The sequence below is a fragment of the Mycobacterium sp. NGS27 genome (assembly GCF_059813005.1).
Genome location: NZ_JCALDT010000060.1, coordinates 1 through 253, shown reverse-complemented (window position 1 = coordinate 253; position 253 = coordinate 1). Strand labels below are relative to the sequence as shown.

General features: G+C 69.6%; 1 protein-coding gene. It reads left to right on the top strand.

Annotated features, from left to right (window positions below):
- Window positions 1–253, top strand: a 253-nt coding sequence (locus AC5Y30_RS25570) for a hypothetical protein (RefSeq protein ID WP_499922119.1), incomplete at both ends; no start/stop codon positions are given.

The window sequence follows — 253 nt, the reverse complement described above, 5'->3', positions numbered from 1 at the left end:
GACCCTGCGTAGCGCCTTGGCCGAACACCTGCCCGCCTACATGATCCCGGCCGCGGTCATCGCGTTGGACGCGTTGCCGTTGACCGCTAACGGCAAACTCGACACCCGCGCGCTGCCCGCCCCCGACTACACCACCACCGGGCACTACCGCGCCCCGGCCACCGCGGTCGAGGAGATCTTGGCCGGGATTTACGCCGACGTGTTGGGCCTGGAGCGGGTCGGGGTCGAGGACTCGTTCTTCGAACTGGGGGGC